The 24,647-nt window shown below is 58.3% G+C and carries 20 protein-coding genes and 2 pseudogenes; 10 read left to right on the top strand and 12 right to left on the bottom strand.

What is annotated here, in order from left to right; all coding sequences use genetic code 11:
• Positions 1-92: 92 nt before the first annotated feature.
• The 4 genes from ACYZT4_RS06690 to ACYZT4_RS06705 form a co-directional block, all read right to left on the bottom strand.
• Positions 93-1,436, bottom strand: coding sequence for a cation:proton antiporter (locus ACYZT4_RS06690; protein ID WP_461986290.1), 1,344 nt, complete (start codon positions 1,434-1,436; stop codon positions 93-95).
• Positions 1,437-1,600: 164 nt separating this feature from the next.
• A complete protein-coding gene (locus ACYZT4_RS06695) occupies positions 1,601-2,758 on the bottom strand; it encodes a MalY/PatB family protein (RefSeq protein ID WP_461986292.1) in 1,158 nt (385 codons plus the stop codon).
• Positions 2,759-2,844: 86 nt separating this feature from the next.
• Entirely contained in the window at positions 2,845-4,158 is a 1,314-nt protein-coding gene (locus tag ACYZT4_RS06700) for an OprD family porin (protein WP_461986294.1), read from the bottom strand.
• Between the two features lie 146 nt (positions 4,159-4,304).
• The gene (locus ACYZT4_RS06705) at positions 4,305-4,958 is read right to left on the bottom strand and encodes a hydrolase (RefSeq protein ID WP_461986296.1); all 654 of its coding nucleotides are present in this window, start codon (positions 4,956-4,958) and stop codon (positions 4,305-4,307) included.
• A gap of 152 nt (positions 4,959-5,110) precedes the next feature.
• Between ACYZT4_RS06705 and ACYZT4_RS06710 the strand changes: the two genes are divergently transcribed.
• Positions 5,111-6,199: an AI-2E family transporter gene (locus tag ACYZT4_RS06710; RefSeq protein ID WP_461986298.1), complete on the top strand. Its 1,089-nt coding sequence runs from the start codon at positions 5,111-5,113 to the stop codon at positions 6,197-6,199.
• A 143-nt stretch (positions 6,200-6,342) separates the two neighbouring features.
• Here ACYZT4_RS06710 and ACYZT4_RS06715 read toward each other — a convergent pair whose 3' ends face one another.
• Positions 6,343-7,383: a LacI family DNA-binding transcriptional regulator gene (locus tag ACYZT4_RS06715; protein WP_461986300.1), complete on the bottom strand. Its 1,041-nt coding sequence runs from the start codon at positions 7,381-7,383 to the stop codon at positions 6,343-6,345.
• A 217-nt stretch (positions 7,384-7,600) separates the two neighbouring features.
• On the opposite strand from ACYZT4_RS06715, the gene ACYZT4_RS06720 reads away from it, so the two are divergent.
• The 3 genes from ACYZT4_RS06720 (at position 7,601) to ACYZT4_RS06730 (ending at position 12,153) form a co-directional block, all read left to right on the top strand.
• Positions 7,601-9,826: a TonB-dependent receptor gene (locus ACYZT4_RS06720; protein ID WP_461986302.1), complete on the top strand. Its 2,226-nt coding sequence runs from the start codon at positions 7,601-7,603 to the stop codon at positions 9,824-9,826.
• A 2-nt stretch (positions 9,827-9,828) separates the two neighbouring features.
• A complete protein-coding gene (locus tag ACYZT4_RS06725; RefSeq protein ID WP_461986304.1) occupies positions 9,829-11,148 on the top strand; it encodes an LLM class flavin-dependent oxidoreductase in 1,320 nt (439 codons plus the stop codon).
• 66 nt (positions 11,149-11,214) lie between these two features.
• Positions 11,215-12,153, top strand: coding sequence for an aliphatic sulfonate ABC transporter substrate-binding protein (locus tag ACYZT4_RS06730; RefSeq protein ID WP_461986306.1), 939 nt, complete (start codon positions 11,215-11,217; stop codon positions 12,151-12,153).
• 24 nt (positions 12,154-12,177) lie between these two features.
• Here ACYZT4_RS06730 and ACYZT4_RS06735 read toward each other — a convergent pair whose 3' ends face one another.
• The gene (locus ACYZT4_RS06735) at positions 12,178-12,318 is read right to left on the bottom strand and encodes a hypothetical protein (protein ID WP_461986308.1); all 141 of its coding nucleotides are present in this window, start codon (positions 12,316-12,318) and stop codon (positions 12,178-12,180) included.
• Between the two features lie 56 nt (positions 12,319-12,374).
• On the opposite strand from ACYZT4_RS06735, the pseudogene ACYZT4_RS06740 reads away from it, so the two are divergent.
• Positions 12,375-12,722: pseudogene (locus ACYZT4_RS06740) on the top strand (GMC oxidoreductase); the annotation flags it as partial.
• 40 nt (positions 12,723-12,762) lie between these two features.
• On the opposite strand, the gene ACYZT4_RS06745 reads toward ACYZT4_RS06740, so the two are convergent.
• The gene (locus ACYZT4_RS06745) at positions 12,763-14,826 is read right to left on the bottom strand and encodes an acyltransferase family protein (protein WP_461986310.1); all 2,064 of its coding nucleotides are present in this window, start codon (positions 14,824-14,826) and stop codon (positions 12,763-12,765) included.
• 345 nt (positions 14,827-15,171) lie between these two features.
• On the opposite strand from ACYZT4_RS06745, the gene ACYZT4_RS06750 reads away from it, so the two are divergent.
• A complete protein-coding gene (locus ACYZT4_RS06750; protein ID WP_461986312.1) occupies positions 15,172-15,789 on the top strand; it encodes a dTMP kinase in 618 nt (205 codons plus the stop codon).
• Positions 15,790-16,002: 213 nt separating this feature from the next.
• The gene (locus ACYZT4_RS06755; protein WP_461986314.1) at positions 16,003-16,557 is read left to right on the top strand and encodes an SDR family NAD(P)-dependent oxidoreductase; all 555 of its coding nucleotides are present in this window, start codon (positions 16,003-16,005) and stop codon (positions 16,555-16,557) included.
• A 501-nt stretch (positions 16,558-17,058) separates the two neighbouring features.
• Here the strand turns inward: ACYZT4_RS06755 and ACYZT4_RS06760 are convergent.
• From ACYZT4_RS06760 to ACYZT4_RS06770, 3 genes are all read right to left on the bottom strand, one after another.
• A complete protein-coding gene (locus tag ACYZT4_RS06760) occupies positions 17,059-18,054 on the bottom strand; it encodes a membrane dipeptidase (RefSeq protein WP_461986316.1) in 996 nt (331 codons plus the stop codon).
• Between the two features lie 272 nt (positions 18,055-18,326).
• Positions 18,327-19,721 (bottom strand): heavy metal sensor histidine kinase, encoded by a 1,395-nt coding sequence (locus ACYZT4_RS06765; RefSeq protein ID WP_461986318.1) that lies wholly within the window; start codon positions 19,719-19,721, stop codon positions 18,327-18,329.
• The gene (locus tag ACYZT4_RS06770) at positions 19,694-20,389 is read right to left on the bottom strand and encodes a heavy metal response regulator transcription factor (protein ID WP_461986320.1); all 696 of its coding nucleotides are present in this window, start codon (positions 20,387-20,389) and stop codon (positions 19,694-19,696) included. Before ACYZT4_RS06770 ends, ACYZT4_RS06765 begins: the two co-directional genes overlap by 28 nt.
• 224 nt (positions 20,390-20,613) lie before the next feature.
• On the opposite strand from ACYZT4_RS06770, the gene ACYZT4_RS06775 reads away from it, so the two are divergent.
• The 3 genes from ACYZT4_RS06775 (at position 20,614) to ACYZT4_RS06785 (ending at position 22,679) form a co-directional block, all read left to right on the top strand.
• Complete coding sequence (locus tag ACYZT4_RS06775) at positions 20,614-21,219, top strand: hypothetical protein (protein WP_461988576.1); 606 nt, start codon at positions 20,614-20,616, stop codon at positions 21,217-21,219.
• A 72-nt stretch (positions 21,220-21,291) separates the two neighbouring features.
• The gene (locus ACYZT4_RS06780; RefSeq protein ID WP_461986322.1) at positions 21,292-21,912 is read left to right on the top strand and encodes a cytochrome b/b6 domain-containing protein; all 621 of its coding nucleotides are present in this window, start codon (positions 21,292-21,294) and stop codon (positions 21,910-21,912) included.
• Positions 21,909-22,679: a molybdopterin-dependent oxidoreductase gene (locus tag ACYZT4_RS06785; RefSeq protein WP_461986324.1), complete on the top strand. Its 771-nt coding sequence runs from the start codon at positions 21,909-21,911 to the stop codon at positions 22,677-22,679. The genes ACYZT4_RS06780 and ACYZT4_RS06785 overlap by 4 nt, the downstream gene beginning before the upstream one ends.
• A gap of 180 nt (positions 22,680-22,859) precedes the next feature.
• On the opposite strand, the pseudogene ACYZT4_RS06790 reads toward ACYZT4_RS06785, so the two are convergent.
• Both ACYZT4_RS06790 and ACYZT4_RS06795 read right to left on the bottom strand, forming a co-directional pair.
• Positions 22,860-23,405 (bottom strand): annotated as a pseudogene (locus ACYZT4_RS06790) (Rossmann-fold NAD(P)-binding domain-containing protein); the annotation flags it as partial.
• Between the two features lie 75 nt (positions 23,406-23,480).
• Positions 23,481-24,647: an acyl-CoA dehydrogenase family protein gene (locus tag ACYZT4_RS06795; protein WP_461986326.1), complete on the bottom strand. Its 1,167-nt coding sequence runs from the start codon at positions 24,645-24,647 to the stop codon at positions 23,481-23,483.

Here is a 24,647-nt window from a genome sequence, read left to right on the forward strand (position 1 = left end):
AGTAAGCGTGTGACCTGCTGGTTCGCAAAAGGATTTCAAAATTATGAAGGTGAAAAACTGATGGTTTCTGGCGCAAATACTTGGCCATCAAATCAAGTTGTTAGCTGCTTGTGCCGTTCATACCAAGCGAGCACCGGTTGCGTACTGATGCCATGCACCAGGATGCTCAGGGCCACCACCGACAACGTCAGGTCGGTACACAGCGTTGCAATTGACGGGGCTAGCCCATGGTTCAGCGCATAGAAAAGGTAGTACAGGCTGCCAATGCCGCGGATGCCAAACCAGCCGATCAACATCCGCTGATGACCGTTCAACACCCCGCGCCAAGGCAGGGCGACCACGCTCAGCGGGCGGATCAGGCAAAACAGCACCGCACTGATCAACAGTGCTCGCCAGTCCCAGTGTGCAATCAGCACCACACCGAGCAACGTCACCAGAAAAACCTCCATGGCCCGTTCCACCAGGCTGCCGAAAGCGAGCATGTCACCCATCATGATGCCGGCGGCGACCTGAGTGTCTTCGAGGCTTTCGGTATCGCCATGCACGGCATGTTGGGGCTCGAGGTTCTGGTGACCGACCACCGGTTGTACCAGATGCTCGGCGGGCACTTCGTCATCACCGGTGGATTTGACCTCTTCGTGGCGCAGGCCGAGGCCTGCGGCAAAGACTGCCAGGAAGCCGTAGCCATGAATCGATTCGGCGCCGACGTAGGCCAGGGCGATCAACGCGAGTGCCAGGTAGTCATTGGGAGAAACGGTGCTGTCGTTATTTTTGATCCGCAGCACCAGCGTCAGGCGGCCGATGCCGCGCCCCATGCCGTAACCGATCAGCAGACCGGCGGGCACGGCCCATAACAAGTTGTGCAACGCCCAGTCGCCCAGCCAGCCGGGATTGCCGTCGTGTTGTAACAGCAGCAGACCGAGGATGACGAATGGAAAGGCAATCCCGTCGTTGAGACCCGCTTCACCCGAGAGGCCGAACCGCACACTGTCGTCATCCCGCGCATCGTTGACTTGCACCAGCGCGGCGAGTACTGGATCGGTGGGCGCCAGTATCGAGCCGATCAGCACGGCGGCCCCCCAGGACAGTTCGAGACCGTAATGCAGCAGCAGACAAACACCGGCAATGGTCAGCACCATCACCGGGCCGGCGAGGCCGACGGCCACACGCCAGTTTTTGTCCTTGAAGGGAGAGCGCAACTTCAAACCGCAGACAAACAGCGAAAAAAGCACCGCGACTTCCGTCAGGTGCTCCATCCAGAGGGTGGCATCCTTCAGGTCCAGTTTCAGCAACCCCAACGCTTGCGGTCCGATGACGATGCCCAGTAACAGGCACACCGCGGAGGTCGTCACCGGCATCCAGCGCAGGTACGAGGACGTCAGCGCTAACGTCAGCAGCACTGCGCCCAACACAGCCACCCAAACAACAAAGGTCATGGTCTGTACTCGCCGAATGGGTGTGGGTTGAATTAGAGCATCGGTTTATCGCCTGTGATTCCGTAGCCCTGGCCGGAAGGTCATCGGGATTTTTTTTGTGTTCAAGGCGCAAGCATCAAAGGGGTGGACCCTGCGCGTCTGGGTCGAGTTCGGTTGGATTTGCGTCAGTTAGAGTTGCGGTTACGCAGGCTGCGCTCCATCCGCGCAATCCCTTCCTCCAGCAATGCACGCGGGCAGCCGAAGTTCAGGCGCACGAACTGTTGGCAATCATCGCCAAAATCCAGGCCTGGGCTCAGCCCGACCTTTGCCTGCTCAAGGAAAAACTGCTGTGGATTTTCCAGGCCCAGCGCCGAGCAATCGAGCCAGGCGAGGTAGGTGCTTTGCGGCACGTTCATAGTGATGCCTGGCAATCGGGTGCGAACCGCATCGGCCAGGTAATCGCGGTTACCTTGCAGGTAGCCCACGAGTTCGGTCAGCCACGGCCCGGCTTCGGTGTAGGCAACCCGCGTCGCTTCCATGCCCAACGGGTTGACGCTGTCGACCATCCCGCAACGGGCGTGATTGACCCGCTCGCGCAGCGCCGGGTCCTGAATGATCATGAACGACGTTTTCAGGCCGGCGATGTTGTAAGCCTTGCTCGCTGACATCAGCGTGATGGTGCGTTTGGCGATTTCCGCGCTCAATGATGCGGTGGGAATGTGCCGGTGCCCGTCGAAGCACAGCTCGGCGTGGATTTCGTCGGAGATGATCCAGGCGTCCTGTTCCACGCAGATGTCGGCAACCGCTTGCAATTCTTCCCGTAGGAATGCCTTGCCCAACGGATTGTGCGGGTTGCTCAGCAGCAATGCACCGCCACCTGCCAGGGACTGGCGCAAGGTATCGAGTGGCGTGGCGTAGGTGCCGTCGGCCAGCGAATCGAAACTCAGCTCAACCTTGTTCAAACCCCAATGCACGGGGGCATGCCGCAGCGGCGGGTAGTTGGGCACCTGAACGACAACATTCTGCTGTGGCTGCACCAGGGCGTGCAACGCCATGTTGAAACCCGATTCTACGCCGGGCAGGAAAATCAACGCTTGCGGCTCGACACGCCAGGCGAACTTGTTCCACAGATCGGCGACGATGGCGTCGCGCAAGTCATCCTGGGCCACGCTGTAACCGAGCAACGGGTGTTCCAGACGTTTTTGCAGGGCCTGGATGATCACCGTCGGCGCCGCGAAATCCATGTCGGCAACCCACATCGGCAATACGTCGGCCGGGTAACGGCTCCATTTGGTACTGCCGGTATCGTGGCGGTCGAACACCTGATCAAAATCGAAGGTCATGCTCAGTCTCGTAACAGCGGGGTGGGTAATGCCCGCCATGATAATCGCCAACCCCTGCAGGAGCGAGCAAGCTCGCTCCTGCAGGGTCAGAAAGGACCGAATGTCAGCGGGTACTCGACGACCACATACACCCGGTCAATATCATCTCCGCCCTGAGCGCTGTTGGCCCGGTGCGAGACATGGGACAGTTGCAGCGACAGGCCCTTGGCCGATCCGGACTGGACGATGTAACGCAGATCGATATCACGCTCCCAGTGCCGGCCACCATCACCTTGCTGAGGCACGTTATCGCCGACGGATTCATCGAACGGGTTGTAGGCTCCGCCCTTGGGCGCATGGGTGCCGTCAATCTGGCTGCCCATGACATAACGGGTCATGAATTTGAGGCCCGGAATGCCATAGGCGCTTAAATCGAGGTCGTAGCGGGCTTGCCAGGATTGTTCGTGAGCGCCGTTGAAGTCGGCGTATTTGATCGAGTTGGCGAGGTAGATCGAGTCGCCACCGACGAAATCGAACGGCGTGTCGCCGTTGACCTTTTGATAGGCCAGCGTCAACGCATGGGCATCGAGCGTGTATCTGCCCGACAAGCTGAACGCGGTGTTATCGATCGCGCCTGCCAGTGCCTGGCCTGTGTCCTTGGTGTGATAGAGGTTGGCGTCGAGAAACCAGCCGGACTGTTTCAGGTGCAAATTGCCGTAATACTGATGCCAGGTATCGGTCAGTTCCGAGGCATAGAGCGCTGCGCCGAAGGGACTTTGCGTAAACAGGTCCGCGCCCAGTAATGAAATGCCGCCGGCTGCGGTGTTCGCGCCGTAGCCGTAGAAGTCGTCCTTGCCCGACGCGCCGTCCTGGTTCTTGAAGGCGGTGAAGTGGCCGGCGACCAGATTGACGCCCTCTATTTCACGACTGTTCAACAAGAAACCGGTGGCGTACTCGGGTTGCAGGCGTTTGTCGGCGGTGTCGAAGACCGGTGTTTCAACCATCATTTCGCCGAAGGCCAGCGTGGTTTTCGAAGCCTTGATTTTCAGTGCGCCGCCCGCGCTGGAATAGCTGTCCTCGCTGCGGCCGTCACTGTCCACGGGCAACAATCCCGTTCCGGAATGGCCCTTGCCGCCATCAAGTTTCAACCCCACAAAGCCGTGGGCGTCAACACCCAATCCGAAGGTGCCGGCGGTGAATCCCGATTCGAACGAGCTGATAAATCCCTGGGCCCATTCGGCCTTGTAACTCTTGCCGGAAGGCGAGGGCGTGCGGTAGTCGCTGTTGAGGTAGAAATTGCGACTCAGTACTTCAACGGTTGAACCGTCCAGAAAGCCTTGCGCCGGCTCATCTGCCTGAGCGGTCAGGCCCGACAGCAAAACTGACAAGCACAACGGCAGCCTGACCTTGAGGTCTTTCATTGATCAATTACCACAAAGAGGAGGCGACGCAGGTCTCTTGTAGGCGTGAGCCTGCTCGCGAAAGCGTCGGGTCAGGCAACACAGGTGTCGACTGAAACACCGCTTCGCGAGCAGGTTCACTCCTACCGAGGGGAGGCGGTGTTGAATTAATGGCCTTCGGAGCCGCCGAACATGGTCTTGGCGTAGATCAGGCCCAAGCCGTAGGAACCACCGTTGGCAATCGAAGTTTTCACGGTTTCGTCGTAAGTCTCGCCGCGTGCCCAGTCGCGTTGCAGCTCAAGCAGGTATTGCAGCGACGTCATCGGACGAGCACCGAGCTGGACCATGCGCTGGATCGCCATTTCATGGGCTTCAATGGACACGTCGCCGCATGCATCGGCGATGAAATACACCTCAAAACCCTGATCAATGGCCGACAGCGCCGGGCCAACGATGCACACGGAGGTCCACAGGCCGGCAAGGACGATCTTCTGTTTGCCGAACTTGTTGACTTCGACGGCAATGCGCTCGTCTTCCCAGGTGTTCATGCTGGTGCGGTCGATGATGGTGTGTTCCGGGAACACCGACTTTATTTCGTCGAAGATCGGGCCGGAAAAGCTTTTCTCGGCGACGGTGGTAAGGATGGTCGACACTTTGAAGCCACGTGCAGCCTTGGCCACCAGCGCGGCGTTGTTGCGCAGGGTCACGGCATCGATCGACTTGGTCGCGAAGGACATCTGCGACTGGTGGTCGATCATGATCAGCGTGTGGTCGGTCGGGGTCAGCAGGGTTTTACCGGGAACTGCTTTGGCGATAGCCATGACGATGTCCTTACGGGGGGTGAGTGAGGAGGTCATGGTGGAGTGGATTCGCGTGTAAATATTGAGCGGGTGTGCTGAGTTGAGGTTTGGCTCGGGTTCTCAATCGAGCGTCTATGCTGGGCTGACCGATTGCGGTGATTAGGTAGACATCCATGGAACCCACGTCTTTCTCCGAAAAAACGCTCACGCGCACGCTGCTCGATGTCTTTATCCGTGCCGGACTGATCCTCGTGCTGGTGCTGTTCTGCTTCGAGATCTTCAGCCCGTTCCGTGACCTGATGCTGTGGGCGTTGATCCTGGCGATCACGCTTTACCCGTTGCAAGCGCGGCTCAAAGGTCCTCTGGGGCAAAAAGACGGGCGGATTGCGACGCTGATCATCCTCGTTGCCATTGTCATTCTGGTACTGCCGATTTACTTTCTCGGCACCTCAATTGCCGACTCGGTCGAACGGGCGATGGAACTGGTCAAGGGTGGCAACTTTCACATTCCACCGCCTGCCGACAGCATCGCCAGCCTGCCGCTGGTGGGGCGGCCGCTGTCGGATGTATGGCTGCAAGCGTCAACCAATCTTCCCGACCTGACCGCCAAGTACATTCCGCAGATCAAACACGTCAGTCTGGCTTTGCTGGGGAAACTGGCGGGCGTCGGCATGGGTTTCCTGACCTTTATTTTTGCCTTGATCATTGCCGGTATTTTCATGGCCCACGGCGAAGGCGGCAGTCGCGCTGCCGTGCAGATCGCGTCGCGAATCAGTGATCCGGCCAAGGGTCCGAAAATGGCCCAACTCTGCACCGCCACCATCCGTGCCGTGGCGCTTGGCGTGGTCGGTATCGCGTTCATCCAGATGCTGTTGGTGGGGCTGGGTTTTGTCTTCAAGGGCATTCCCGGTGCCGGTTTGCTGGCCCTCGCGGTACTCCTGCTCGGCATCATGCAGTTGCCGGTGACGCTGATCACGATTCCGGTGATTGCCTTTGTGTTCGCTACCGAAGGCGCCAACACCGCGACGATTGTGTTTGCTGTTTATGTCTTCGTCGCCGGGCTGGTGGACAACGTGCTCAAACCGTTGCTTTTGGGGCGCGGAGTCGATGTGCCAATGCCGGTGATCCTGATCGGCGCGCTGGGCGGCATGGTCACCAGCGGCATTATCGGGCTGTTCATCGGCCCGGTGGTGCTGGCGGTGGGGTATCAATTGTTTTGGCAGTGGGTGCAGGATCGGCCGCAGGACGGAGGTGGGATTTAGCCTTGAATGGCCGCGCATTGCACGGTTCGCGGGCAAGCCACGCTCCCACAGGTTGTAGGTGGTCCCTGTAGGCGCGAGGCTTGCCCGCGAAGCTATCGGTGCGACTCAACACCGCTAATGTGGCCAGGTTTTCCCCTGTGCACTCAAGCGCTTTCCCGCCCGATCACCTGACACTCCAGCAGATTCAAGCGTTGTACTTCATCCTCCACCACCAGTACCCCCAAGCTTTCCAGCACCCGTGTCGCTGCCAGCACACCGATCTCCAGCGCCGGCGGTTTGATGGTGCTCAAACTCGGCAGCAGCATTTCGGCAAACGGGTAATCGCCAAACCCGATGACAGCGCAGTCCTCCGGGATTTTCAGCCCGGCACGCTGCCCGGCCAGCAAGCCGCCGGCGGCGAGGTTGTCGTTGGCGAAAATGATCGCGTCCGGGGGCGGGTTGGCGTTCATCAGGGCTTGCATGGCCTGCTTTCCAGCTTCAAACGGCGGCCGATCGGCGTCTGGTGCAAACACCCACGGCTCCAGCCCCAATTCACGCACACCGGCGGCGTAGCCATCGCGGCGCTCCAGCGCGCTGAAGTCACCGGCGGCGCTGTTCTGAACGAAGGCAATGCGCCGGTAACCTTTGTCATGCAGATAGTGCGCAGCGGTCACGCCGACTTCGAAGTGCGAAAAACCGATCTGCATCGGCTCGCGCTCGGTCTGATAGTCCCAAGTCTCGATCACCGGGATATCCGCTTCAGCGATCATTTTCTCGGTACCCACGCTGTGGAAATGACTGGTCAGTACCAACGCCGCCGGCGACCACCCCAGAAACGCCCGCACCGCGCTTTCTTCCTGATCGACACTGAAGTAACTCGACGCCAGCAGCAGTTGGTAGCCGTGGCGACTGAGCGTGTCGCTGAAGCCCTGGATGGTATTGGCGAAGATTGGTCCGGAAATGTTCGGGATCACCATGCCGACGATTTTGCCGCGGGCCGAGGCCAGCCCGCCTGCCACCAGGTTGGGCACATAGCCCAACTGCGCAACCACCGCCGCAATGCGTTCGCGTCGTTCAGGCGACACCTGGTCCGGCTGATTGAAGTAACGCGACACGGTAATCGCCGAAACGCCAGCCTCTCGCGCCACGGTATTAAGCGTTACGCGTCCGGCGCCCCGGCGCTTGCGAGGTTTGTCCTGGTTCAAAAGGCGATCCTTACTTAAAACCAAAATGCATATAAGAGTAATTTTTCAGTATTTGACGATCTATGCAGCAGTTGCTGATACTAGCGATGTTAGCGCTAACAACGCGTTCTGTCTGCTACTCGCTCGAGCGAATGCCCACGACACATCCAAGACACATCCAAGGCGCTGTCGTCGTAGAACGGCAGCGGTTCAGGGCACACCTTCGAGCGGTCAGACCATGCACAATTTTCCTGGGGCAACACAAAAACTGGCGCAATCGATTCGCGCCGCGAGCTGGTTGTTTGCGGGCATGACCGCGTTGCCAATGGCCAACGCATTCGCCGCCGACGCCAGCGAACAGCAGCCGACGCTGCAATCTGTCACGGTCACCGCCACGCGCCGCGAAGAGTCGCTGCAAAAAGTCCCGGTTGCGGTGTCGGTGATCGACGGCGAGCAACTGGAACGCGATAACCGCAATGGCGTGGCGAGCATTGTCCAGCAAGTGCCGTCACTGAATTTCCGCACCGGCGCCTCGAACAAAGACACTTCGCTGTTCGTGCGTGGCGTCGGCACCATTTCCACTTCACCCGGGGTCGAGCCGACCGTGGCCACGGTGATCGACGGCGTCGTCTACGCACGTCCCGGCCAAGCCACTTTGGACCTGCTGGACCTGGACCGCGTCGAAGTGCTGCGCGGCCCGCAAGGCACGCTATTCGGCAAGAATGCTTCGGCCGGCGTGCTCAATATCACCAGCAAGGCGCCAACCGCCGAGACCCACGGCTACATCGATCAGTCGTACTACAGCGGCAACGAAAGCCGCACCCGTTTCGGCCTCGGCGGCAGCCTGATTCCCGACACGCTCAAAGGTTCGATCACCACACTGTTCGGCAGTTACGACGGCAACGTCGATAACGAGCGCAACGGCCAGGAAGTCAACGGCTACAACCACAAAGGCGCGCGGGGCAAGCTGGAGTTCACCCCCAACGATGACTTCAAGTTCACCTTCATCGCCGACTACATGCAGTCTCACGACGATGCCCCCAATGGCGTAGTCAGCCAGTCGCTGACACCGGCCTTTGCCAATGCGCTGAACCCGGTTCGCGGTTCCAGCGACAATCGCAAGATCAACACCGACACGCGCACCCATGTCGATGACATCAACAAAGGCCTGTCCGGCCAGCTCGATTGGTACCTGGGCGATTACACCCTGACTTCGATCACCGCTTGGCGTGGTTGGGACAACACCCAATATCAAGACGGCGACCGACTCGGCAACATTACCGCCGCGTTCCCCGGCACAGCGGACAAGGGCGACCTGGCGTTCGACCAGTACTCGCAAGAGCTGCGCCTGGCCTCGCCAAAAGGCCAGTTTCTGGAGTATGTCGGCGGCCTGTTCTACATGCACGGCAAGGACGAAGAGACCTATCAGCGCACGCTGACTACTCCAACCAGTGTCAACCGTGGCATTGCCGATTACGGCACCACTAACGACAGCTACGCGGTGTTCGGTGAAAGTACGCTGAATTTCACCTCGGACTTTCGCGGCATCGCCGGTCTGCGCTGGACCCACGATGATCTGGAATACGATCACCGCCGGGTGTCGACTTCGGCCACTACCGTCAGTGGCATTCAGCCGAACACCAGCAGCTCCGGTTCGGTGGACGAGGACGGCTGGTCCGGGCGCCTCGGGGTGCAGTACGACCTGAGCGATACGGTCACCAGCTACCTGACCTATTCGCGTGGCTATAAAGGCCCGGCCTACAACGTGTTCTTCAATATGCAGCCGCGGGACACCGACGCGCTAAAACCGGAAACCTCCAACACCTGGGAATTGGGGATCAAGGCCTCTTCCTGGAATAATCGCCTGACCACCAACCTTGCGGTGTTCCACAGCGAGTACGACAACTACCAGGCCAACTTCTTCGACACCGTCGCCGGGCAAGTGGTGACGCGCCTGATCAACGCCGGCAGCGTCAGCACCGAAGGGGTCGAACTCGATTACGCCTTGCAGGCCACCCAGCAACTGAAGTTCTCCGGCGCCCTGGCCTACACCCGCGCGCGCATCGACGAATTCGCTTGCCCACCAGGCGCGGCGACGTCGTGCAACGTTGACGGCAAGCCGCTGCCGTTTACCCCGGACTGGAAAAGTTACGTGCGCGCCGACTACAGTATCCCGCTGAACAATGGGCTGGATATCGAACTGGGCACCGACTACAGCTGGCAGAGCGAAGTGCAATACGACATCGCGCAAAACCCCAATACCAAACAGGGCGCCTACGGCCTGTGGAACGTCAGCGTCGCACTGGCCGATTACAGCAATGGCTGGCGCGTCGCGCTGCTCGGCAAGAACCTTACGGACAAGTCGTATTCGCCATTGCTGGCGAGTGGCGGCAACTACATCTACCGCGCCGTACCTCGCGATGACGAGCGTTACTTCGGCGTGCAACTGCGCAAGGACTTCTGAACATGGCCCGACAGCTGAAACTCGGCGCGTTCCTCATGGCCACCGGGCACCATGTCGCTGCGTGGCGACATCCCGATGTGCCGGCCAACGCCGGGCTGGATTTCAGTGCCTACAAACGGCTGGCGCAGATTGCCGAAGCGGCGAAGTTCGACGCCCTGTTTCTCGCGGATAGCGTCGCCGCGCCCAGTGATGAAATCGCCAGTCACATGGCGCGCTCGGATTACTTCGAGCCGTTGACGCTGCTCTCGGCGCTGAGCGTGGTGACCGAGCACATCGGCCTGATCGCCACGGCCACCACCAGCTACAACGAGCCGTACCACGTCGCACGTAAATTCGCCTCGCTGGATCACCTGTCTGGCGGGCGAGCGGGGTGGAACCTGGTGACGTCGGACAACGCCGCCGAGGCGCTGAATTTCGGCCGTGATCAACACATCGGCCACGCCGATCGCTACAGTCGCGCACGCGAGTTTTATCAGGTGGTCACCGGGCTCTGGGACAGTTGGGAGGACGATGCGTTTGTCCGCGACAAGGCCCACGGCGCCTATTACGACCCGGCCAGGTTGCATGTGCTGAATCATGTCGGCGAACATTTTCGGGTCAGGGGGCCGCTGAACGTGACGCGCTCGCCGCAAGGCCAGCCGGTGATCGTCCAGGCGGGATCGTCCGAGGTGGGTCGCAACCTGGCGGCGCAAACCGCCGAGGTGGTGTTCACCGCGCAGACGTCGCTGGCCAATGCGCAGGCGTTTTATACCGATCTCAAGGGGCGCCTTGCGCAGTACGGACGTAGCGCCGATTCGCTGAAAATCATGCCCGGCGTTTTCGTGGTGGTCGGGTCGACCGAAGAGGCAGCGCAGGAAAAATTGGAATCCTTTCAGCGTCTGGTCGAACCCGAAGTGGGCATCGCTTTGCTGGGCCGCATGTTGGGCAATTTCGACCTCTCAAAGTACCCGTTGGACGGGCCGCTGCCGGACTTGCCGCTCACCGACAGCGGTCAGCAGAGTCGGCAGAAATTGCTCACGGAATTGGCCGGCCGGGAAAACCTGAGCCTCGCCGAACTGGGCCGGAAAATTGCCGGTGGGCGAGGGCATTACAGTCTGGTGGGCACCGCGGTGCAGATTGCCGATCGCTTGCAGGAATGGTTCGAACAAGGCGCGGCGGATGGCTTCAATGTGCTGGTGCCGCACCTTCCCGGCGGCCTTGAAGACTTTGCCAACGAGGTCGTGCCAGAGCTGCAGCGCCGCGGCTTGTTCAGGACCGAGTACGAAGGGCAGACGTTGCGGCAGAACCTTGGGCTGGCAACACCCGCCAATAAATTTTTTTGAAAACCTCTATTTACACCTGATCGTTCCCACGCAGAGCGTAGGAACGATCGGAGCAGAGAGAAACCAATGACATTGCAAAAGATTTTTTTAACAGCCCTGACCCTGCTCGGTCTTACCAGCCCAGTGTTGGCCGCCGACCCCGCCACCCTGAGAATCGGCTTCCAGAAAGGCTCGATCAGTCTATTGCTCGCCAAAGAACACGGTCTGCTGGAGAAACGCTTTCCCCAAACGGCTGTGCAGTGGATTGAATTCCCTGCCGGGCCGCAGATGCTGGAAGCGATGAACGTCAATGCCCTGGACGTCGGTTCCACCGGTGACATCCCGCCACTGTTCGCGCAGGCAGCGGGCGCCGATCTGGTCTACATCGGCAGCGAGCCGCCAAAGCCACAAGCGGAAACCATCCTGGTCCACGCAGACAGTCCGCTGAACGACATTGCCGACCTCAAAGGCAAAAAGGTCGCCTTCCAGCGAGGCTCCAGTTCGCACAACCTGATCCTGAGGGCGTTGAACAAGGCCGGATTGAGCTATCAGGACATCCAGCCCATGAATCTGTCCCCGGCTGACGCGCGCGCCGCTTTCGAACAAGGCAGCGTCGATGCCTGGGCCATTTGGGAACCTTACTCCTCACTCGCCCTGAGTCAGGGCAAGGTTCGGGTGCTGGCCAACGGCGAGGGCTTGAACCTGTCTGGCCCGGTGTACACCGCACGTCGCGCTTACGCTCACACCAACGGCGCCTTTTTACACGCGCTGCTCGCCGAGCTCACTGTCGCCGAAGAACTGACTCGCAGCCAGCGGGCCGACAGCCTGAGCGTGGTGAAAAAATACATGGGCCTGCCCGACGCTGTGATCGCCAGCTACCTCGATAACCGGCCTCCGTCACCGATACTGCCGATTGATGAAAATATCATCCAGGCGCAGCAATACACCGCGGATCTGTTTTATCAAAACAAGCTGCTACCCAAGAGGGTAGATGTGCGTGAAGCCGTCTGGAAAGAGTCTGATTGAACGCAATGCGCAAGGGCGAAGCGCTCAGGCGCTCGTCACTGACGGCTCCCGAGGCGCTGCCGGTTTAGGCGCGCGCATCAGCAGCGGGCCGAATGTCGCCGGAAAGAACATCAGTGCACCCAGGCCGAAATGACTCACGATCACGGTGATGACGGCGGAGATCATCAGGGGGGCGATGCACGACAAGCCGAGTCCAAAAAGCGCGAAACCGATGATGCCGTGGCTGCCTGGTGGGCGAAGAGATCATGTCCCAGGCCGCGTTCAAACCTTTCCTCGCGAGGCGTCACGTGCCCGACACAGCAGTCAGATCCCGGGAAGCCATGAAAAAGTTCTGCCACGAAGAAGCCCACGCAGCGTTGCATCCATCCGGCACCTGCCGCATGGGTGTGGATGAGAACGCCGTGGTCGCTCCGGATCTCAAGGTACATGGCATCGAAGGGCTGCGAGTGGCCGACGCGTCGATCATGCCGACACTGATTTCAGGCAACCCTAACTCGGTGTGCATCATGATTGGGGAGCGGGCTGCCGACATGATCAAACGTGAAGGTCTCTCCGCAACCGGGCGTTAGACGTTGGCTCACCAGGGCCGGCGGGAAGGGGCCCGCTCGATTACGGGTGAGCCACTTTCAATGGGTTACCGTACCTTTGCAGATAGGTCTCGCCAAATTGGAACGACGCGTAATCAGTCATGTGGCCTATATCGCGATAGAGCGGAATTCCGTTCACGGTGGTCTCGCAAGAAGTGCCGTCGCACTGGATGTCCTTCGGGTCGATCAGAACGAGGGTTGGATAGTCAACTTTAAGCTGGGTAAAGACCGAAGCAAGCCATGGGTTCTCTACGTCAACTAGGGGCATCTGCTGACAGGACTCACTCCGCTCAAGGCTGCCCATCTGTCCTCGCAGGACATAGCGTTGCAACAAACACTCGTTCACCCCTGGAGGCATTGAATGCATTGCTTTCAGGAATATCGGGACGGCACCTGACTCTTTGATGATATCCAGTGCTTGCCGAATCGCGGATTCAAATCGTTGATGAGACAGTTCAAGGCTGCGCGGATCATCCAGCTTGGTCACGAGCTCCGCATTTGCGTAACTGTCCCAGATTTGACCGATAAGCACGTAGTTGTAGTGGTTCTTTTTAATCAGCTCATAGTAATTCGCGACATTGTCGTGGCATTTCTTGTTGATGGTCCCTTTGAACTTTCCAAAGTCATACAAGTAAATGCCTGGCAGTGCCAGACAGGCCGAATAACTCTGGGCCAGGACCGAAATATTCGCGTCCTTGGCCAAGGTGTCGACAAAGCCCCAATAGTGGTTGGAGAACGAATCTCCCATGAGGATGGCCTGAGCTTCCGAACGGGGAGCCCCGATCATGCAACGGGGATCGGAACCATCACTGACTCCCCCTAGACAACCCTCACGTGCCGGAGGTGTACTCGCCTCGAGCTTGTCGAACACGTCCGACATATCCGATCCAAACCGCTGCGGCCATCCGCCTTTGGAAACACTCAGGGAATAAAGTGTGGAGAGCGCGATCGCCGGCAGCACCATCAGCACACCGATGGTCATCGCCAGTCCGAACTTCGGCTTGCGAAATTTGCGCTCGATAGTGATGTAGGAAAGCGCTGCCAACGCAAAGGTCAAACCGAAATAGGCGGCGGTCAGTTCCGTGCCGTGTTTAAAGCCCAGATAGCTGGTCGTCGCAAGAACAGGCCAGTGCCAGAGGTAGAGCGAATACGACAGGGTGCCGATGTACACCAGTGGCGGGAAAGAAAGCACCTTTGCAGTGATGCTTCCTTCAGCGCCTGCGCGCCAGAGCAACAGCGCGACTGCCAGGCAAATAATAACCGCGTGGTAATTCGGGAAGCCCGGAAGGATATTGTCACGGGTGGCGCAGTAAAACAGTGCAACGACAGCAACAGCGCCAAGGATGTTGATCCATACTAGATTCAGCTTGAGCTTGTCAGCGCTGAAAACGACGGCACACGAGCCGATCAGCAGTTCGAAAATCCGCGCCGTGAAGAAGTAGTAACTTTTGTCCGGGAACTTGCTCGAGAGGTACAGCGACAGCGCGGCCGCGGCCAGGGTCAGGCACAGCACGGCGGCCTTGAATACATTTCCCTTACAGTAACGGTGCAACAGCCACATGCCCACGGGCAGCAGCAGGTACCACTGCCATTCAATGGCCAACGACCATGTGTGTAACAACAGTAGATTCGCCGTATCGCCAGCGGCATAGGCAGTGGTAGTGCGCTCGAAATACTGGTTAGAAATGAGCAGCGAAGTGTATCGCGCACTTTTCAGGTATTGAGTGAAGTCATCAGGCAGATAGAAAAGGGCAGCCAGGGTCAATGTCGCCAACATCAGGGCAATCATTGCTGGCTGCAGGCGCCAGATGCGACGAGCGTAAAAACCCGCCAAACTGAATGAATTGCTTTCGATTGATTTCAGGATGATTGAAGTGGTGAGGTAACCGGAGATCACGAAAAAGATGTCTACGCCGATGAATCCGGACGGAAACAGTGACAACCCGCCGTGGAACATCAACACCAACAACACGGCTATAGCTCTCAAGCCATCGATGTCGGGCCGGTACGCAATGGAAAGTTTTCCTGCGGAGGACACCTGAATGCCGTGCTCACTTGCGAGTGTCGTCAGCGAGTCATTGTTCAATTCGACTCTGCCAACAACGGTTGAAACACCCCTGTTTTCTGACACTGGAAAATGCCCTGAACCGCTTCATCGTCGGCTGGTTAATTGAAAATCCACACATCTTGGCATCCCCCAAATGCAGTGCGCACTGCAAGTGGAGATCAAGCCGAAGACTAAATTGTTGTTCGGGAGGGATTCCTCCGGGCGCCAGATTCGGGCATTCGTGAGTTTTCGTCAATCCGTAGCGCTGATCGCGTTGTCCGGTAACTCAGCCCCGGCGCTCATGACAGTCGAATAAATTCAATAGGCCCGTTAGCCAGAAACCCGGTTAGAGTGTTTATCAGTACATCAAGTGATATGTGAAGAATGAATCGTCCGCTGTTTGTTTCTCTGGATGGCCCCAAGGGTGCCGGCAAAACCACACTGTTGGAGGCCGTTACGAAAGTACTGAGGGCAGACAACAAAAAGGTAATCCGGCTGTGCGAGAAAAAAAGCGATCCCTACAGGGGTGAAACAATGACCCTCGTTAACACACTCGTCAGACATCCCGCCCGGGATTTGGAGTTGCGGGTTTGTGAGCGATTTGCGGATAGCCGCGCCTGGATTTCCGGGCACGTGCTGACTAAACAGCCACCAGACAGCATTATCCTGATCGATCGCTGGTATCCGTCTGAGGCCGCGTTTCGCCGAATAATCCCGTTTGCAGAGATTCTACAGTTGAACATTGATCGAAACGTGCGAGTGCCAGACCTGCATGTCGGGGTTGTCACCGACCCTGAAATTTCATGGGCGAGGGCAGCGGCACGGCAGCGTGGCCTGAGCAGTACTGTGATGCACAAACTGGAAGAACATGTCGCTTGTACCCGGGCGTTCGAGCGAGCGATTGCAGATCAGGGCTGGGTTTTATGCCGTAATGAAGGAACGATCGAAGACGCGACGATGCAGGTGGTTTCTGAGATCTATGGGGTCCTTCGCTGCCCTTAGGTGAAGGAAAAAGTTACACCCGCACACATCTTTAAATGACTGGCGATCATTCCTCGCGTCGCCCCGAGGCTCAAACGTTCTTTGACGAATCGTCAGCCGCGGGTGGATGGCTTGTCGAAAATCTGCGCGCCGCAATAAGAACAGGGAGGAGCTGGCGCCCCATTTCTGCCAATCGGTACTGCCGCGGTAAATCTCGCGGGTCCTATCGACATCGTGGTCAATAATGCCGGCGGCTCAGGTGGGACGAAAGACAGTTGGAGTCTCACACAACCTGAGACCTGGGCGGCTGCCTATGATCGAAATGTGCTGGCGGCCCTGCGTGTTACTACGCGCCTACTGCCCAAGATGCAGGCAGCGCGATGGGGACGCGTCATCAACATCTCCAGTCTGGCTGCATTGATGCCGCCACCCACTGCGCCTGACTATTCCGCGGCTAAAGCCGCTATGAACGCAATGACCGCTTCCATGGCGAAAGCTGTCGCCGCGGAGGGGATAACGGTCAACGCGATCTCGCCCGGCACGATACACAGCGCCACCCTCGACGCTCAGTTTCGGGAGGTGGCCGGGGAACGTGGCCTGGCGAGTAAAGACGCGCCATGGGAAGAAATCGAACGCGCAGTCCTGCCGATCTTTGCTCAGGTTCCTCTCGGCAGAGTCGGTCGTCTGGATGAGATCGCGGCGGCCGTCGCGTTTTTGGCAAGTCCGGTTGCCGGGTACATAACCGGCGTCAATTTACGTATTGATGGTGGCCTTTCTCCGGTGATCTGAGAAGTGGCCCTGAGTATCCACTACGGTTCAGGCTGCGCCGGAGCTTAGGGAGCCCGTGCACAAGGTCATTGAAAAAAGATAAACACCGTATCAGTCCGCATGAAGTCGCTGCATCCACTCGATCATGTGCTTGAGTCACTGCATTTCGGATTTCGCGGGGTGACCATCCAGGCCGATCAGTTTTTGGCGGGCGCGACCTGCCTCGCGTGCATCACACGGTGCTCTACATCATCGCCCGGGCAGATGAAATCTCATCGGGCGAGACCACGGGGGGCTTACCGTCGGAGGGCACCATAGGCAGCGTGGCGCGGCACTGTAGTGCATGCGGCGGCACGCCCGGCCAGGCACTCAGGGCAGGTGCCGGCCAGCACTTTGAACATTCAATGCTGGTCCTGTTCTGCCTGTTCGTCGGGGGATTCGCTGCGCAATGCCGGCTTGTGTATGTGCAGAATCGTGTAATGCTCCGGACCTGAAAAACGTCATTTCAGCTAACAGGCGATCTCAGAGTGTCGGCCACGTCGTCCGCGCGACTCGCAAGAAGTTTTCACCGTAGATCCCGCGAATATCGAGGTCGCTGTAGCCCATTCGCGTTAACTCACGGGCCACCTGGTCGAGGGCTTCCGGCTGCAACTGGCGATGGCCGTTCATGTGTCCATAGAATTGCTCAGGCCACCAGTCGTTCTCGTCGACGCCGTCGGGCAGGTCACTGTGTTCCGGGTGCAGTTCGGTGTCGAGCCCCAAGCCGATATGGCTGGCGCCGATACGCTCGGCCAGGTAATCGATTTGCCGGACAAAGGCAGCGACCGAAGCGTCCGGGTCCCCTAGAAAAATCCCCAGACCTGTAAGGCCAATGACGCCGCCCTGCGAGGCGCACGCCATGATCTGTTCGTCGTCGATCGTTCGCGGATGGTCGAAGATGGCCTTGACGTTGGTGTGGGAAAAGATGACCGGCCTCTGCGAGATATCCATTGTCTCAAGGCTCGAACGCTTGCTGGCATGGGAACAGTCCATGACGATGCCGGACTTGTTTATTTCGCTCACCACCTCGCGGCCCAGCGGGGTCAACCCAGTGCCCGCGCCGTGACAACCACCGGCACAGCTGTTGTCGCGGTTATAGGCGAGCAACATCTGGCGAACCCCAAGTCTGGCGAACAACCCGACCAACGCGGGGTCCTTTAGCAGCATGTTCGAACCCTCGAGATCGAAGGAAACCGCCAGCTTGCGCGCTTGTCGGGCGCGCTGGATATCGTCGATCGTTCCCACCAGTACGTAGTCGTCTGCGTTTTGTGCCAGCCAGTGTCTGAACCCGGCTAGCACCCGGACCACATCGGAAAACGGCGTCATGTCCATGCCCACATTGACCGATACATGATGAAAACCGGCGTCGCGGTAGCGCCTCAAGCCAGACATGTCCTGCCCGGGAAGCAACGGCAGGCAAGCGTGGGCTTCCCATTGAATTGGCTCGAAGCTATTGGTTTGCGGGTGCGTGGATGTCATATCAGTCCCTCAGGTTGACCGCTGTCGCCCGCCAGATGCCGCTCAATGGAAAGAACGCTTCGTTCCATTTTCTCGGCCAGACCCAGAACTCTTTCACCTCTGTCCGTCAATACAAGGCCTTGCCCGTTGCGGCCGGAAAAAAACCTGCCCGCTGTGCTCAAAAACGTCAAGCCGCCGCCCTATGGTGGCCGGCTGACGCCAAGTTGCCTCGCGGCGGCGCCAAGGGAGCGGGTGCGGACTATCGCCCCGCCAGCCGGCAAACGTTTCGTCGCTCAAGCTGTAGGAAAAAATAGCGTAAAACGAATGGTCCCGGGCCTGGGCTGTCCAACACTCACATCACCGCCATGCAATTGCATGATCGCCACGACGATGGCGAGGCCCAGTCCGTATGAGTCGGAGCTCTGGTGACGGGAAGCATCGCCGCGATAAAACCGGTCGAACAGCTTGCGCAAAGTTTCGTCACTCAGCACGGGCCCCTGATTATCCACTTCAATTCGGCATCCGCCGTCCACCGCAACGGCGCGAATGAGAATTTCGCTGCCTTCGTCGGCATACCGGACGGCGTTCGCCACTAGATTGCTCAATGCGCGGCGCAGCAGCAACGGGTCCGCGTGCACAGTGCCATCGCCGGCGGCCTGGAGGGTCATCTGCCGTTCTTCAGCCAGTCCTTCAAAATAACCGACGATGCGCTGTGATTCGTCGCGCAGCGACAGCGGCTGGCGGTCGACCACTGATTGCGCTTCGTCGGCGCGGGCGAGGAACAGAATACTTTCGACAATCCGCGAAATACGCTCCAGCTCCTCAAGGTTAGAGGCGATCAGGGCCTGATAGTCGTCCTCGCTGCGGGGCTGGCGCAGGGCGACCTGGCAGTGACCCATCAACGAACCCACAGGCGTGCGTATTTCGTGAGCCAGGTCGGCGGAGAACTGCGTCAGTCGTTGATAACCCTTGGCCAGGCGATCGAGCATGGCGTTGTAGGCGTCACTCAATTGTTGCAGTTCAACCGGTGTATCAGCGTTGTCCATCCGGCTGTCGAGCCGCTCAGGCGTTATGTTTGCCGCATGCGCGGCCATTTTGCGCAACGGGAGCAGACCGCGACGAAGCAGTAGGTAACCGAGCAACGCCGTGAGCAAAAAGGCCAGGGTTACGGCCAGGTAAATACGTTCGCGAAACGCCGCGAGCATGGCCATTTCCTTGCCCATGATGTGCGCGGCAGTCAGGCGAACTTCGCGCCCGCCCGAAGTCGTTACTACGGAAGCGGCGCGCAGCGGTGCTCCAGAGTCGGTCACGCCGCTGCGCAGGTCGTTGACGGTCAGCGTTGCCTCTTGGCCGATCACGGGTAAATCTGGCAGCGTGACGTTCAGCGGATTGACGAGGATCACTGGATGCTGGCCGGGCTCCGCGATGATAAAAATGTCGTCTTCGCTGTCGAGCATGTTCTTGAAAATCTGCGGGCTGTCGCGCAGCTTTTCGATGGCCAGTTCGTAATGCAGCAGTTTGCGAAAGTGATCCAGACGCCCCATGACCGCGTGATCGCTGTAGATCAGTACCGAGGCTTTCATCGACTGGTACAAATAAAACCCGGCACCGGCGACGGCGAGCATGGCTACCAGCGAGAACGCCAGGGTCGAGCGCAGGGTCAGGGATGGTTGACGTCGGGTCCGCATGGCCGCACCTCGCATACATAGCCGATACCGCGAATGGTATGGATCAGCTTGATGGGGTAGGGCTGATCGATCTTGTTGCGCAGGCGTTTGACGGCCACGTCCACGACATTGGTGTCGCTGTCGAAATTCATGTCCCAGACTTCCGAGGCAATCTGCGCCCGGGACAGGACATCGCCTTCACGACGCAGAAACAGATGCAGCAGCGCGAACTCCTTGTTGGTCAACACGATCACTTGCTGCTGGCGCGTCACACGGCGACGCACCAGGTCCAGCTCCAGGTCAGCGATGTGAAAATGATCGGCTTCGCGGACCACGCCACGACGCAGGATGGTGCGAATGCGCAACAGCAGCTCGGTGAAGGAAAACGGCTTTATCAGATAATCGTCGGCGCCCAGTTCCAAGCCGCGAATACGGTCATGCAATTGATCGCGGGCGGTGAGGAACAGTACGGGTACGTCTTGCTTCGCACGTAAGAGCTCAATGATCTGAAAGCCATCAATGCCAGGCAGCATCACATCCAGCACGATCAAGTCGTATGGAGTTTGCAGTGCCATGTGCAGGCCATCGGCGCCGTGTTGGGTCCAGTCGACGTTGTAACCGGACTCGCCAAGCCCCTTTTTCAGGTACTCGCCGGTTCTGGAGTCGTCTTCGATCAGCAAAATATGCATCGTCAGGGGGGCGCTCGGGTCTCTTTATGCCGGGATTCAACCCGCGGCGCGGGTATCACAGCCTTGCAGTGTAACCAGCTGAATCGGATGAGTCGGTTACATTTCTGTCATTCGCACAAGCGTCGTTGCGAATGACAAAAATGTCATCCAGCGGTCATCGTGAAGTCCCGGTCGAAGGCCGAAGATGGCAGCACTTAAACCAGTGAGGAATCGTCGCAATGAAGCTGAAGACTGCTCTGTCCACCACGTTCGGTTTGTTGATGCTCAGTGCCGCTGTCATGGCCAGTGCGGCCGATATGCCGGTGATCAAGCCGCTGCGCGGTACCGTCGAAAGTATCAGCAACAATACGCTGACGTTCACCACTCGCTCCGGCGCACAGCAGACCATCAGTCTGACTGACAAGACCGGTATCAACCGGGTATCAAAGACAACCATCGATTCGATCAAAGCCGACAGCTTCGTTGGCTCTGCAGCCACACCGCAGGCCGACGGTTCATTGAAGGCGCTGGAAGTCACCGTGTTCGAATCCAGCCTTAAGGGCAGCGGAGAAGGTCATTACGGTTGGCAGAATGCGGATGGCAGCACTGGCACCATGACCAACGGTACTGTGGGCAAATTGTCCAAAGCGAACGGCCGCACGCTAACCGTCAACTACAAGGGTGGCGAGAAGCAGCTCGTCGTGCCGGATGATGTACCCATTGCCTACGTCGAGCCAGGCAAAGCCGATGAGTTGGTCAAAGGCGCCAAAATTGTCGTGTTCCCGGCTCAGGACGGCACAACGGCGCGTGGTATTGCCATCGGTAAGGATGGCTTCCAGCCACCGATGTAATCACCTGAAAAAGCTGGAGCGACACCGTCCGGTATCGCTCCAGCGCACGGATGGTTTCTGAGGGGCAAAAACATGAGTAAAACATCAATCCATCCCTGGCCCATTCGCGTCACCCATTGGCTCAACGCCGTCTGCATGATCTGCATGTTCATGAGCGGTTGGGCGATTTACAACGCTTCGCCACTGTTCGCCTTCAGGTTTCCAATTGGGTTGACGGTAGGAGGGTGGCTCGGTGGCTCGCTGGCCTGGCACTTCGCATTTATGTGGCTGCTGTTCATAAACGGCCTTATCTATGTGCTGTATGGGTTGATCAGCCGTCACTTCAAACGTGATTTTTTACCGGTCGGCCTTCCAGCGCTGAAGAGTGACTTGACGGATGCGCTGCGTTTTCGACTGGTGCACGAAAAGGGCGTTTACAACGCTGTACAGCGCCTGATGTATTGGGTGGTGCTGGCGGCAGGTGTAATGGTCGTGATTTCGGGGCTGGCGATCTGGAAACCCATTCAACTGCAAGAACTGGTGGCACTCCTGGGCGGCTACGACATTGCGCGGTACGTGCATTTCGCGGCGATGGCTGTCATTGGTGCCTTCATCGTTGTGCATCTGGCCTTGGTGCTGCTGGTGCCGAAAACCTTGTTGCCTATGATCACGGGTGGCGTGCGGCCCGTTGAAAGCGGAAAAAACCGAACATGATTGAGACCAAAAAGCGCGCGATTCAACGCATCAAGCTTGAGCCTGCGCAGCAACTTCAGCTGGAAAATCTCCAACGCCGGAATTTTCTTCGGGGTGGCTTGACCGTCGGCGCGATGGCAATGCTGACCGGCTGTAACTTGCAGGACGGCGACCAAGTCGACAAGGTGTTGTGGACCATGTCGCGGTGGAACGACCGGATTCAGGCCTGGCTTTTCAGCGGGCAGAAACTGGCACCGACCTTCACCAAAGCGCACATAACCACGCCATTCCCCTTCAACGCGTTCTATGGCCAGGACGATATCCCTGAAGTGGACCTGCCCAATTACTCACTTGCTGTTTCCGGACTGGTACGGGACAAAGCGCCGTGGACACTCGAAGGCTTGCGCAAACTACCGCAGCGCACTGACATTACGCGTCTGATTTGTGTTGAAGGCTGGAGCGCCATTGGGCAATGGGGCGGCGTGCCGCTGAAAAACTTTCTGGAACACATTGGGGCGGACACCACGGCTAAATTTGTCGGCTTCAAGTGTGCTGACCGCTACTACTCAAGCCTCGACATGCCAACTGCATTGCATCCGCAAACACTGCTGGCACTGGATTTCGGCGAAGTCGCTTTGCCAGCGGAATATGGCTATCCACTGCGGGTTCGAGTGCCGACCAAATTGGGCTTCAAAAATCCAAAGCATATCGTTGAGATCTTCGTTGGCAATGATAATCCGGGCGGATACTGGGAAGATCAGGGCTATAACTGGTTTAGCGGGATTTGATGAAGCGAATACATCGATAGTCATCATCGATGATCACTGTGCCGCGATGGGGACGATTGAGCTAATACGCCAACGTACCGGTTGAATCATAGGCGCAGTATCCATGGTATGACCTGTCGTTTAACATAATATACATTATGCGTATCTACAATACAAAGCCTGAGCGCGCCACTCGACATGCGTGGCGCGCCCCTGCAACCCCGCGACGCCGGCGCCGAGAATCAGCACGCGCGCCGCTTTCACGGTGCCCGCCGCCGTCATCAGCATCGGCATGAAACGCGGATAGTGGTGAGCGGCCAGCAACACGGCCTTGTAACCGGCGATGTTGGCTTGGGAGGACAGCACATCCAGGCTCTGGGCGCGGGAGGTGCGTGGCGCAGCTTCCAGTGCGAACGCGGTGATGCCGCACTCAGCCAGCTTGGCAATGGTTTCATTGCTGAACGGGTTGAGCATGCCGACCACAACAGTGCCGCTCTTGATCAGAGCGAGTTCGCTGTCGCTGGGGGCGACCACCTTCAGAATCAGCTCGGCGCCAAACGCATCGTTGGCGCTGCCGATGGTTGCGCCCGCCGCTTCGTAAGCACTGTCGACAACACTGGCTTTTATACCGGCGCCGCTTTGAACAGTGACCTTATGACCCTGGCCGATCAGCTTCTTGATGGTTTCCGGGGTTGCAGCAACCCGCGTTTCACCCGTCTGGGTTTCGAGAGGAACACCAATGTGCACGCTTGAATCTCCAATGAATACCGTTGCGCCGGAACCCGGCGCATCTTTTTCCTGATGAGCTTTCGATGAATGCATTCAGGTGACTTCGAAATCTCGTGGCTGAGATTGAAGGTGGCGTGCGTAACGGCTGAGGTGATGGTCCTGGTTGCCAAACAATGCATCGGTCAACACCATGCGACGGTAATGGTGCCCCACCCTATACTCCTCGGTGATGCCATATCCCCCATGTAGTTGGATGCCTTGGGCGGTTACGAATCTGGCACTGCGGGTCACCTGTGCTTTGCAGCCGGAAATTACCACGCTGCGATCCTTGAGTGACTCATCGGCCAAGGCTGCCAACGCACGATGCAAGGTGGCCCGAGCCTGTGATGCCTCAATCGCCATATCGGCCATGCGATGTTGCAAGGCCTGGAAGCTGCCAATCGCAACGCCAAACTGTTTGCGCACTTTCAGATAATCAGCACAGAGTGCGATAACATCGTCCATCCCTCCAACGGTCTCAGCGCACAACGCGACAATCGCCTCGTCTATAGCCGCCTGCAGACCGGAGTAGCCCGCGCCCTCCTCCCCCAGCAAGGCATTGGTTTGAAGGATTACGTCGTTGAGAATCACATCCGCAGCGGGCGTGCCATCCAGCAGTTTGTAGGCCTGCAAGGTGACGCCTGGCGTTACTACATCAACCAGAAACACTGAAATACCAGACTCAGCGTTCGTTTCACCCGAACTGCGTGCTACCACGATTATCTGATCCGCTACGGGGGCCCCAACCACCAATGTCTTGCGTCCGTTGAGCAGGTAGCTGCCATCTGACTGGCGGACCGCGGACGCTGAGACCTGGGCTACATTCCCGCGAGACTGCGCTTCACTGTGGGCCACGGCAATCAGTTTTTCTGCGCTTGCGATGGTCGCCAGAATGAGTTCTTTTTGCGGCTCAGATGCGCAATGACTCACCACCGCCGCAGGTAGCACTGCACATTGAGTGTAGGGCTCCAGCACCAGACCACGACCCAGTTGTTCAGCGATCAGGGCTGTTTCTACCGCCGAAAAGCCCAAGCCCGAATAGGCCTCGGCAATCGGCGCGGCCAGCCAGCCCATCTCTGCAAAGGCATTCCATGTATCACGAGAGAAGCCCCCTCCCACCTTGACCAACTGGCTACGGGTTTCGAAGGTGTAGCTTTTGTCGACGTAGCGCTGAGCACTGTCGAGCAACATCCGTTGTTCGTCATTCAACTGAAAGTTCAT

Source organism: Pseudomonas sp. GB2N2 (assembly GCF_054897705.1).

Excerpts from the sequence above, each read along its gene's own strand:
- ACYZT4_RS06690 (WP_461986290.1), bottom strand. The coding sequence starts at position 1,436 with ATGACCTTTGTTGTTTGGGTGGCTGTGTTGGGCGCAGTGCTGCTGACG.
- ACYZT4_RS06695 (WP_461986292.1), bottom strand. The coding sequence starts at position 2,758 with ATGACCTTCGATTTTGATCAGGTGTTCGACCGCCACGATACCGGCAGT.
- ACYZT4_RS06700 (WP_461986294.1), bottom strand. The coding sequence starts at position 4,158 with ATGAAAGACCTCAAGGTCAGGCTGCCGTTGTGCTTGTCAGTTTTGCTG.
- ACYZT4_RS06705 (WP_461986296.1), bottom strand. The coding sequence starts at position 4,958 with ATGGCTATCGCCAAAGCAGTTCCCGGTAAAACCCTGCTGACCCCGACC.
- ACYZT4_RS06710 (WP_461986298.1), top strand. The coding sequence starts at position 5,111 with ATGGAACCCACGTCTTTCTCCGAAAAAACGCTCACGCGCACGCTGCTC.
- ACYZT4_RS06720 (WP_461986302.1), top strand. The coding sequence starts at position 7,601 with ATGCACAATTTTCCTGGGGCAACACAAAAACTGGCGCAATCGATTCGC.
- ACYZT4_RS06725 (WP_461986304.1), top strand. The coding sequence starts at position 9,829 with ATGGCCCGACAGCTGAAACTCGGCGCGTTCCTCATGGCCACCGGGCAC.
- ACYZT4_RS06730 (WP_461986306.1), top strand. The coding sequence starts at position 11,215 with ATGACATTGCAAAAGATTTTTTTAACAGCCCTGACCCTGCTCGGTCTT.
- ACYZT4_RS06735 (WP_461986308.1), bottom strand. The coding sequence starts at position 12,318 with ATGATCTCCGCCGTCATCACCGTGATCGTGAGTCATTTCGGCCTGGGT.
- ACYZT4_RS06750 (WP_461986312.1), top strand. The coding sequence starts at position 15,172 with ATGAATCGTCCGCTGTTTGTTTCTCTGGATGGCCCCAAGGGTGCCGGC.
- ACYZT4_RS06760 (WP_461986316.1), bottom strand. The coding sequence starts at position 18,054 with ATGACATCCACGCACCCGCAAACCAATAGCTTCGAGCCAATTCAATGG.
- ACYZT4_RS06765 (WP_461986318.1), bottom strand. The coding sequence starts at position 19,721 with ATGCGGACCCGACGTCAACCATCCCTGACCCTGCGCTCGACCCTGGCG.
- ACYZT4_RS06770 (WP_461986320.1), bottom strand. The coding sequence starts at position 20,389 with ATGCATATTTTGCTGATCGAAGACGACTCCAGAACCGGCGAGTACCTG.
- ACYZT4_RS06780 (WP_461986322.1), top strand. The coding sequence starts at position 21,292 with ATGAGTAAAACATCAATCCATCCCTGGCCCATTCGCGTCACCCATTGG.
- ACYZT4_RS06785 (WP_461986324.1), top strand. The coding sequence starts at position 21,909 with ATGATTGAGACCAAAAAGCGCGCGATTCAACGCATCAAGCTTGAGCCT.
- ACYZT4_RS06795 (WP_461986326.1), bottom strand. The coding sequence starts at position 24,647 with ATGAACTTTCAGTTGAATGACGAACAACGGATGTTGCTCGACAGTGCT.